The sequence below is a fragment of the Robertmurraya sp. DFI.2.37 genome, from assembly GCF_029211245.1.
In the GTDB taxonomy this organism is placed as follows: Bacteria; Bacillota; Bacilli; order Bacillales; family Cytobacillaceae; genus Robertmurraya; species Robertmurraya methanolica_A.
The window spans coordinates 1-296 of sequence record NZ_JARGEJ010000695.1 but is presented as its reverse complement, the minus strand read 5'-3'; the positions used below and the strand labels follow the sequence as shown (position 1 = coordinate 296).

At 39.9% G+C, this 296-nt stretch carries 1 pseudogene; it reads right to left on the bottom strand.

Annotation, left to right across the window (positions count from 1 at the left end):
• Nucleotides 1-296: pseudogene (locus PZE06_RS28255) on the bottom strand (iron-containing alcohol dehydrogenase); the annotation flags it as partial.

Sequence of the window (296 nt, the reverse complement as noted above, 5' to 3'; positions counted from 1 at the left end):
GGGAGGGAGAGGTTTTTTTATTTTATCAACAACATCGTACTCTGAGATTGTTCCGCCAATTGTGAATAAAATAGCTACTGCCTTTGCTACATCAATGGCACTACCGCCACCAATTCCGATAATTGCATCGCATTCATTCTCAACATAAACATTAGCACCAAGCTCTGCTTAATAATCTTTCGGGTTAGTTGTAATTTCATTGAAACTTGTGTAGCTTAATCCTGCGTTTTTACAGCTTTTTTCAACCACATCTGTCCAACCGGCCTCCATAACCCCACGATCCGTTACAATTAGTA